Genomic DNA, 9,429 nt, shown 5'->3' with positions numbered 1-9,429 from the left:
GATGTAGTGAATTTAAAAGACACTTATCTAGATGTTAAGGCAGTATTAGAGGATGGAACGACTGTCATCATCGAGATGCAACTCTGGAATGTGGAAGCTTTCAAGAAGCGAGTGGTTTATAACTTGTGCAAAACCTATGGCAATCAACTGCAATTGGGACAGGGATATTTCGATCTAAATCCAGTCATTGCTTTAACCATCACGGATTTTAAGTTATTCCCCTCAACCGAGAAAGTAATTAGCTGTTTTTACTTTCAAGAGGAAGAAGACCACTTGCCTTATCAGGAGAACGAGTTAAAGCTGGTGTTTGTGGAACTTCCAAAATTTACTAAGCAACTGGAAGATTTAGAAAGTGTGATCGATAAGTGGATATATTTTATTAAAGAAGCGCCCAACTTAGAAATTATTCCTGACAACTTCAGGGAAATACCACAGCTGGAAAAAGCGTTAACTATAGCGAATCAAGCGGGGTTGAGTGTGTCAGAAGTGGAAAAACTCCGCAAACAGGAGATGGTCTTGGAAGACTCGCGAGGTGCATTGAGTTTCGCGAAAAGGCAAGGACGAGAAGAAGGGGAAAGCAATTTACTCTTGCGACTGCTTGAGAGCCGCTTTGGCAAACTAACGATTAATGCCATCGCATTAATCGAAGCCTTGACCAACGAAGATCTAAACCGTTTATCAGAAGCCATCTGGGATTTTCAGACCAGTGAGGACTTACTCAACTGGCTGCAAGAGCACTCTAATTAAAAGTCTCAATTTTTAATAAAATTAATCCTATGGTGGGCAGTGGTTGATAGCAATTGAAAAACTGATCATCTCGAAGCTAAGCACTGCCCACCCTACATCTACATCTACTGGGCTGGTGGGCAGTGCTCAATACCAATTCAAAACCTGATCTAGGCTAAGCTCAGCACTGCCCACCCTACATCTACATCTACTGGGCTGGTGGGCAGTGCTCAATACCAATTCAAAACCTGATCTAGGCTAAGCTCAGCACTGCCCACCCTACATCAACTACATTTATAACTTATTTAATCATTCTTGGAATGGTCAAATTCATAAACGTAAAACAGCCGACTTAACCTTTTAAATGAGTAGCCTATGGTTACTAAAAGAATTGCTCCCGCGATCCCTACCCAAAATCCAGTTGGAGGTATCACTTTAAAGGGAGATATAGTCACGGCATCTGCAGTCATTGCCATCTTAAATGCTACAGCTCGGGCATCCATAACTATTCCAATCAATAAACATAGCGCCGCCGCTCCATAACTGATTAGCGTAGCACGATTGATGTTGGTCAGAGCCTTTTGACAAACAACACAATCTTTAGTATGAGTTGACCACACATCGAAAAGCTGCTTTTTATCTAACTCAGCATTGGGAAGTTGGTCATTTATACCTGAATCCCAAGGGATTGTGCCTCCTGCTCTCTTTTTAAACCACTGACGAAAGGTGATTACCATTTTGTCTTGAGGATTCGGAGTATAAACTGCATCGAGCCAGTCTTGCTGTTGTCGTCGAGCCAAGATTTTTTCTTGGTAGTGAAGGAATACTAAGTCTTGATGCAAAAATACTGAAGCCAAGACATGACCCAACCAAATTGGCATTGGTAAGGCAAAAAATCCTAATCCTTCTGGTGTTTTTCCGGCTTCATTCTTGACCAAGACTTGACAACCAATATGACGACACCAGCCAGGACGAGTCGGAATGGCATATAAGGCTAAGATTAATTTTCCCCCATCGTTATAGCTGGTAACAATTCTCATATGACAGGGAGGTTGAAAGTCATGAACTGCTTCGGCTACTGTCTCAACGGTGGGGTTAATAGCAAAGGAAAATCCTTCTTGAGTGGATATCTCCCTAAGACAAGGCATATCATAATACTTGGCATCTTCATAACGACTACCCATAATACCGTGATGGGAAACCGGTACGTGAGCGGGATCAGCAACATTTTCCATGAAAAAGTCCCAGCCATAGGGCAAGTCGCGAATATTCCAAAATAGCTTAACTACTCGATCGGAATCTGATTCTAGCTCGGGAATTAAACGGGGTTTTCTCAACTGACTTTCCTGTTGAGCTTTGCTTCCCGATTCTGGCCATACCCACAGTAAACCTTGGTTTTGCTGAGTTGGATAGGCAACAGCACAGGATTTAGGATTCGAGCAGTTTTTAACTTCAGTCTCCTGGTCTTGGGATTGAGGAATACTGACACAATTTCCTTCAGCATCAAAACGCCAAGCGTGATAAGCACACAATAACGTTCCATCAGGCTCGACACGTCCTTCAGAAAGAGGAGCTAATCGATGGGGACAAAAATCTTCAAAACAACGCCATTGATCAGACCCATCCCGCCATAACACTAGCTCTTTACCGAGTAACTGTATTTTGTGAGGACGAGATGGCGCGAGGAATTCAACAACGGCTACTGGATACCACTGCTTTGTCCATTGGAATGTTTCTTCTTGTTTGAGGTGAACTTTTTTATTTGACTTATCAAGACTGTTGTTCAATTTAGTTGAATTGGCTTTAATAGTCATAAGCAAAGGGAACAGGGAATAGGGAATAGGGAATAGGGAATAGGGATGCGCTGCATCAAGACAGGGAATCAACCTCAAAGAAGACTGTACCTCATAAATGCGAGAAACACTACATACCAATTAAAAAGCTGACAATCTCGAAGGTAAGCACTGCCCACCCTACATCAAATGCTGCTATTGACTATTTTAGCTAAAATGGCTATATTAGACTTAATATCTAGTATTGTTACCTAAAAAGTCATGAAAACCCTTGGAGCATCTGAGGCAAAAAACCGTTTTGGTGAACTGTTGGATTTAGCTCGAAGAGAGCCAGTAAAAATTACTAAAAAAGGGCGTAATGTTGCTGTTGTTATTTCTATAGAAGAATTTGAAAGGTTCTTAGAGTTAGAAGAGGAACTTATAGCTATTAAAGCTAAACAAGCACAACAAGAAGGATTTATTGGGCTGTCAGAAAGTGAGGAGCTGTTGGAGGATATTATGAATGCTTAGGCTTAAAGGGAGCAGGGAGCAGGGAGCAGGGAGCAGGGAGAAGAAAATTGAAATTTAAGGTACTTCATCACGTATGATAAACGCGCTAAGTTACCAAGTTCAAGAATAAATTATAGAAATATTACTGATTGCTACCCCACCGCAGCACTCAAACGCGATCGCACTCAATTTTCAAGAACATAAATCCTAGGGTTGCCAGTGCTCGAAACCGATCGGATTAGCTTGTCATCGGGGGAAAACACGCGATCGCACTAAATTTTCAAGAAGATTAAGCGTAGGGTGGGCAGTGCTCGAAACCGATCAGATTAGCTTGTCATCGGGGGAAAACACTGCCCACCAAAAGTAAATTATTAGGAAAGAATAGTAGGGTGGGCAGTGCTCGAAACCGATTAGATTAGCTTGTCATCGGGGGAAAACACTGCCCACCAAAAGTAAATTATTAGGAAAGAGTCAAAAGCGATCGCACTGGTGGGCAGTGCTTGATCCCAATTAAAAAGCTGACCATCTCGACGCTAAGCACTGCCCACCCTACATCTACATCAACTCTCCCGACTCCCGACTCCCGACTCCCCACTCCCGGAATATATTAAAATCTGTAAAGAAACTGAAAGGATAAGGGAGAATGCGCTTAGCAATCGTTGGTGCGGGGCTCGCGGGCATGGCCACAGCAGTAGAATTAGTGGATGCTGGTCATGAGGTGGAAATTTTTGAATCCCGTCCCTTTGTGGGGGGAAAGGTGGGAAGCTGGGTAGATAAGGATGGCAATCACATCGAAATGGGGTTGCATGTCTTCTTTGGCTGCTATTACAACCTGTTTGAGCTGATGAAGAAGGTGGGAGCGTTCCAGTTTCTGCGGCTGAAGGAGCATACTCACACCTTTATTAATAATGATGGACGCAAGGGTGAGCTAGACTTTCGCTTCATTACTGGTGCTCCCTTTAATGGCCTAAAAGCTTTTTTTACCACCTCCCAACTCTCCCTCCAGGATAAGCTGCAAAACTCCATTGCTCTGGGGATTAGCCCTCTGGTGCGTGGCTTGATAGATTTCGATGGCGCAATGAAAACGATTCGTGACCTAGATGCGGTCAGTTTCGCTGATTGGTTTCGCGGTCATGGTGGTTCCGACGGTAGTTTAAAGCGGATGTGGAATCCCATTGCCTATGCTCTGGGTTTCATCGATACCGAGAATATTTCTGCCCGTTGTATGCTAACCATCTTCCAGTTATTTGCGGCTAGAACCGAGGCATCGGTACTACGAATGCTGGAAGGCTCTCCTCATGAGTACCTCCATAAACCAATTATTCAGTATTTAGAGGAAAGAGGAGCAAAAATCCACACTCGCCGCCAAGTCAGGGAAATTCTGTTTACCGAAACCCCAGAGGAAACCCGAGTGACTGGTTTAGTGATTGCCAAAGGGGAAACCGAAGAAACCATTACCGCTGATGCCTATGTCTGTGCCGTTGATGTGCCTGGTGTTAAACGACTGTTACCGAAATCATGGCGCAAGTGGTCCGATTTCGATAATATCTACAAGCTGGATACGGTACCAGTGGCCACGGTCCAACTACGATTTGATGGCTGGGTGACAGAGCTTCATGATGCTGAGAAACGCCAGCAACTCCAAGAAGCAGCAGGGATGGATAATCTACTGTATACTCCCGATGCTGACTTTTCCTGCTTTGCAGATTTAGCTCTCACTAGTCCTGGTGACTATTACAAAGCCGGTGAAGGGTCACTGATGCAGTTGGTACTAACCCCAGGAGACCCATTTATCCGACAAAGTAATGATGCGATCGCAAAACATGTGCTTCACCAAGTCCATAACTTGTTTCCCTCCTCACGAGACTTGACCATGACCTGGTATAGTGTCGTAAAACTCGCTCAGTCTCTATACCGGGAAGCCCCTGGCATGGACCCCTATCGCCCTAACCAAAAGACACCAATCCCTAATTTCTTCCTAGCCGGTAGCTATACCCAACAAGACTATATCGATAGTATGGAAGGAGCTACCCTATCCGGGCGTCGTGCTGCTAAGGCGATTGAGTCTTTTGTTAGTTGAAGAAGGGAATCGGGAATCGGGAATCGGGAATCGGGAATCGGGAACAGAATCGGGAATCGGGAATCAGAGGGGAGTTTGGCGAGATGGGCAGATGGGGAGACCCATGAGCAAGGGTTCTGGTTTCCAAGGGGCTTACAAGGTGGTGACACCGGTGACCCACACAGCTCTTCCTGATCAGGGATAACATCAAGACAATCATAAAAACTGTCTTTAACTATACCAACTTCATCTAAAACTACTTCTTCCCGATCTCCCCATCTCCCACACTCCCCGCGCCCCGCCTCACCCTCCCGATATAATCACTAAAACTTTACGAACCTAAAACATAGAAATAACAAGCGAGAGTTAGCCACTCAATAAATTAAGTGGGCGTGGAGCGTGCCGGGATTTATCCCGGCGAACGTGTTACAATGGAAGTGCGAGTAAGAACAAGGTTGGTTACGTTGATTTTTTGCGCTTTACGGTGAGATTCCGGCCAGGAAGAGACGGGGTGAATCCTACTCCTCAAGGAACAGGCAAGTAATGCAGCAAAAAGTAGTGATTTATTGCCCTGATTTGTTTGGTACAACCACTCCGAAAGCTGTTTAAATTAGAAGTAAATCCACAGGTTAACTTTTTTGGTTAATCCGTTCGCGTAGCGTGGCCAAAGGCCAGGGAGGTAGGGCAGTTTTGAGTCTGCCACAACGGTACAGACTAGACTCAATCTCTAGTCAGTATTGTAAGTATCGTGGAGCGCGGTTTTAACCCGCGTAACGACATCAACTTAGAATCCACGCGGTTTCAACCCGTGGAGAACTCAACCCATGTCTGATTGGCTCGAACATAGTGTACAAGTTGAAGTAGAAGTTCCCATTGAGTTAGCGTGGGAGCTTTGGTCTGATTTAGAGCAAATGCCGCGCTGGATGAAGTGGATTGACTCAGTGGAAGTCCTAAAAGAGGATCCTGATTTATCCCGGTGGAAACTTGCCAGTACAGGTTTTGAGTTTAGCTGGCTCTCTCGAATTCTGAAATTAGTCCCACACCAGATTATTCAGTGGGAATCAGTAGATGGTTTGCCCAATCGAGGTGCAGTGCGCTTCTACGACCGTAAGGATAGCAGTATCGTTAAGCTGACTATCGCTTACGGCATTCCCGGCATTCTTGGTCAGTTAATGGATAACTTATTTTTAGGTAACCTAGTTGAATCTACCATCCAGGAAGATTTAGAACGATTCCGGGATTATGCCTTGAAGGTGAAAGGGTAGGAGTGGGGAGTCGGGAATCGGGAGTCGGGAATCGGGAGCGGTGCGCTTGACCTAGGCGAATTTAATTACGGGTCAAGCGCACCGAGGGAGTGGGAAGATGGGGAGATAGGGAGTGTGGGAGATGGGGGGATGGGGAGATAGGGAGGTGTGGGGAGTGTGGGGAGATGGGGAGATGGGGATATTTTGATCAATAGTAATGATTAGGAGACAGCGTTTTTCAGAACTATCAGGTAAATAGAATTTTTTCTCTTTTCCCGATTCCCGATTCCCGATTCCCGATTCCCGATTCCCGATTCCCTAGAACTTAACAGTTGAACCTTAAACCTTCAAGTTTCCCCCGCATGGTAAGAACTACGAACCAAAGGACCGGAACGAACATGGGCAAACCCCATATCCCGTGCGATCGCACCTAGCTCATCAAACTCTTCCGGTGTCCAGTATTTTTGTACCGGTAGATGTTGGAGAGAGGGACGCATATATTGACCGAGGGTGATGCGATCGCATCCAATCTTACCTAAATCCGCCATGGCCTCAATCACCTCTGCTTTGGTTTCCCCATGGCCCAACATTAATCCGGATTTAGTGGGAATGGCGGGATTCAGTTGTTTGACAATGCTGAGCACATCTAGCGATCGCTGATATTGTGCTCCCCGGCGCACCTTGCCCTGTAAGCGCTGGACTGTTTCAATATTGTGGTTGTAACAGGCTGGCTTGGCCTCCACCACCGTTGCTATCCGTTGCTGTTGCAACTCTGCTGAGATTTGATCGTGATCACCTTTACCCCCCCAGAAATCTGCTGTTAGCACTTCTATCTCAGTACCTGGATTGAGTTGGCGGATCGCATCCATGGTAGCGACAAACCAACCGGCACCCTGGTCTGGCAAATCATCCCGAGCCACAGAGGTCAGCACCACATACCGCAAGCCCAATAACTGTACCGATTCCGCTACTTTCTGGGGCTCCTCTGGGTCTAGGGCCATGGGAGCATGACCTTTATCCACTTGACAAAATGCACAAGACCGTGTACATGTCGGTCCCATCAACAAAAATGTAGCGGTTTTCTGAGAATAGCACTCACCTCGGTTCGGGCAACGTCCCTCCTCACAAATGGTGTGAATCTGCCGTTGTTTAATAATCCGCTGCACCGTTGAGATGTCACTAGCATTACCAATCGGACGTCGCAACCAAGAGGGAAGTGCAGTAATTTCTGAACGCCATTGTTTTTGTGTAGTCATGGGGAATCGGGAGTCGGGAGTGGGGAATCGGGAATCGGGAATCGGGAATCGGGAGTGGGGAATCGGGAATCGGGAATCGGGAATCGGGAATCGGGAATCGGGAATCGGGAATCGGGAGTCGAATAGAATTGTAACAGGAGCAACGGGCAAGATGCCCGTTCCAGGTTAGATGGCTATTCTACCAAGATGGCTATTCCACAAAACTATTTCCATCAAACGAAGTCTACTATTCTTTAACTAGTCACACAAAGACTTGACTTCGCGGCAGTTGTCTGGAACAGGGGATCACCAGAACAGTAGACAAGAATTGATGCAAACACTATCATAAAACTACTTTTGCGCATAGGTCTACTATCTACTCCTCCCGATTCCCTCGGTGCGCTTGACCCGTAATTAAATTCGCCACGGGTCGCACCGCTCCCGATTCCCGATTCCCCACTCCGGAATTATGAGTTGTCTAGCAATGACCGAATTAGAGAACGTAGCATTCTTCCTAAAGCTTCACACTCACCTAAAATCGGATTAACCGCGACCGAGTTAGCCAGTTTAACTCTGACCGATAAGAAAAGATGGGTTTCCAATTCTTTGAGAGAGCCTTGAGCTATTCTAAGAAATTGAACATATTCTCCTCGATACTCCCGTCCATATCCCTCTGCAATATTAGCAGGAATTGATGCAGCTGCTCTCCTTATCTGTGCAGTCATCCCATACATTTCCTGTTTAGGGAATTCTCTGGTGATAACATAACAACTCTCCGCTACATCCATTCCCTTTTGCCAAACTCGCAAATCTTGATAAGACTGAATTTGACTATAATTGCTCATGCTTCAACTAGAGTTCGGGAATCGGGAGTCGGTAATCGGGAGTCGGTAATCGGGAGTACCTCTATGATAGAAACGCGCTTATCCCTATGGTTGTCAGTCTCCGAAAACATTTGCCATTTATAAAATTATTAGCTTTTGTATACTAAGCGTTCCCACTATTTTTTGATAAATAGTCACACATCGATTCCCAATTCCCGATTCCCGATTCCCGATTCCCGACTTCTTCATCCTTTTGCTCTACGATACCAACCCACAATCCGGTGAGGAGAAACCCCCAAATGATAGGCAACGATCACCAGTTGGTTAATTAATGTAGTTTTCACAACCCCTAAGGTCTGCCAACGGCGTCCTGATGTTAGCACAGGTTGACTAAGGATAGTTATTTTACCTAGGTGGCGGAGGCGTCGCATCAAGTCAAAATCTTCCATAATCGGTAGATTAAGAAAACCCCCCAGGTCTGTAAACACCTTAGTCTTGATAAAGATAGCCTGATCACCGTAAGGCAGAGAGCAAAAACGCGATCGCAAATTCACCATCCGCTCAATTAGCCTTACCCCCCGCAGGTTAGCATCAATGGCTAATTCAAAGGCACCAGCCACGGTGTCATGGTCTTGTAACCCTTCGCGAACTAAGGTATCAAATCCTTTAGGTAAACGGGTATCAGCATGGAGAAACAGTAGAATATCTCCAGTAGCAACCGCAGCCCCAGCATTCATTTGACTAGCGCGACCGGCACCAGCAGCTATAATCTTAGCACCCATTGATTGTGCGATCGCAACAGTTTCATCATCACTGCCCCCATCTACCACAATCACTTCCACATTAGACGCTTCCCTAACCGTAGCCAAAGTATCAGCTATGTGACTAGCCTCATTGAGAACCGGGATGATAATGGAAATTTTTACTATCACGCAAGACGTTTAGGCATTGTTTCTGACAAATTAGCATCCTTGAGTAGGAAATAACCAATGTTCCCTTAATTTGTATCCATATTTAGACATTTATTACATTAAAGGGATATAATAAAAGGTAAACTAG

10 protein-coding genes are annotated in these 9,429 nt (G+C 45.4%); 4 read left to right on the top strand and 6 right to left on the bottom strand.

The window, feature by feature from the left end:
• Nucleotides 1-747, top strand: a 747-nt coding sequence (locus F6K37_RS23880; protein WP_287252563.1) for an Rpn family recombination-promoting nuclease/putative transposase, incomplete at its 5' end; no start/stop codon positions are given.
• A gap of 284 nt (nt 748-1,031) precedes the next feature.
• On the opposite strand, the gene F6K37_RS23875 is transcribed toward F6K37_RS23880, so the two are convergent.
• A complete protein-coding gene (locus tag F6K37_RS23875; RefSeq protein WP_008181729.1) occupies nt 1,032-2,540 on the bottom strand; it encodes an aromatic ring-hydroxylating dioxygenase subunit alpha in 1,509 nt (502 codons plus the stop codon).
• Nucleotides 2,541-2,780: 240 nt separating this feature from the next.
• Between F6K37_RS23875 and F6K37_RS23870 the strand changes: the two genes are divergently transcribed.
• Nucleotides 2,781-3,029 (top strand): type II toxin-antitoxin system Phd/YefM family antitoxin, encoded by a 249-nt coding sequence (locus F6K37_RS23870; protein ID WP_008181728.1) that lies wholly within the window; start codon nt 2,781-2,783, stop codon nt 3,027-3,029.
• A gap of 439 nt (nt 3,030-3,468) precedes the next feature.
• On the opposite strand, the gene F6K37_RS23865 is transcribed toward F6K37_RS23870, so the two are convergent.
• On the bottom strand, nt 3,469-3,603 hold the full coding sequence (locus F6K37_RS23865) for a hypothetical protein (protein ID WP_267872004.1): 135 nt from the start codon (nt 3,601-3,603) through the stop codon (nt 3,469-3,471).
• A 48-nt stretch (nt 3,604-3,651) separates the two neighbouring features.
• Here F6K37_RS23865 and zds point away from each other — a divergent pair, with 48 nt between their 5' ends.
• Nucleotides 3,652-5,088, top strand: coding sequence for a 9,9'-di-cis-zeta-carotene desaturase (gene zds / locus F6K37_RS23860; protein ID WP_287252558.1), 1,437 nt, complete (start codon nt 3,652-3,654; stop codon nt 5,086-5,088).
• Here zds and F6K37_RS23855 read toward each other — a convergent pair.
• A complete protein-coding gene (locus F6K37_RS23855; protein WP_267872003.1) occupies nt 5,081-5,215 on the bottom strand; it encodes a hypothetical protein in 135 nt (44 codons plus the stop codon). The genes zds and F6K37_RS23855 overlap by 8 nt on opposite strands.
• Nucleotides 5,216-5,891: 676 nt before the next feature.
• Here F6K37_RS23855 and F6K37_RS23850 point away from each other — a divergent pair.
• Complete coding sequence (locus tag F6K37_RS23850) at nt 5,892-6,332, top strand: SRPBCC family protein (protein WP_287252554.1); 441 nt, start codon at nt 5,892-5,894, stop codon at nt 6,330-6,332.
• Between the two features lie 326 nt (nt 6,333-6,658).
• Here the strand turns inward: F6K37_RS23850 and lipA are convergent, their stop codons facing one another.
• The 3 genes from lipA to F6K37_RS23835 form a co-directional block, all read right to left on the bottom strand.
• A complete protein-coding gene (lipA, locus tag F6K37_RS23845) occupies nt 6,659-7,567 on the bottom strand; it encodes a lipoyl synthase (RefSeq protein WP_008181722.1) in 909 nt (302 codons plus the stop codon).
• 446 nt (nt 7,568-8,013) lie between these two features.
• Nucleotides 8,014-8,391, bottom strand: a complete 378-nt coding sequence (locus tag F6K37_RS23840) for a four helix bundle protein (protein WP_008181721.1) — start codon at nt 8,389-8,391, stop codon at nt 8,014-8,016.
• A 224-nt stretch (nt 8,392-8,615) separates the two neighbouring features.
• Complete coding sequence (locus tag F6K37_RS23835; protein WP_008181720.1) at nt 8,616-9,302, bottom strand: TIGR04283 family arsenosugar biosynthesis glycosyltransferase; 687 nt, start codon at nt 9,300-9,302, stop codon at nt 8,616-8,618.
• Between the last annotated feature and the right edge of the window lie 127 nt (nt 9,303-9,429).

This window comes from Moorena sp. SIO4E2 (assembly GCF_010671945.1).
Classification (GTDB): domain Bacteria; phylum Cyanobacteriota; class Cyanobacteriia; order Cyanobacteriales; family Coleofasciculaceae; genus Moorena; species Moorena producens.
The sequence above is the reverse complement of the archived record's forward strand: the minus strand, read 5'-3'. Positions and strand labels throughout refer to the sequence as shown.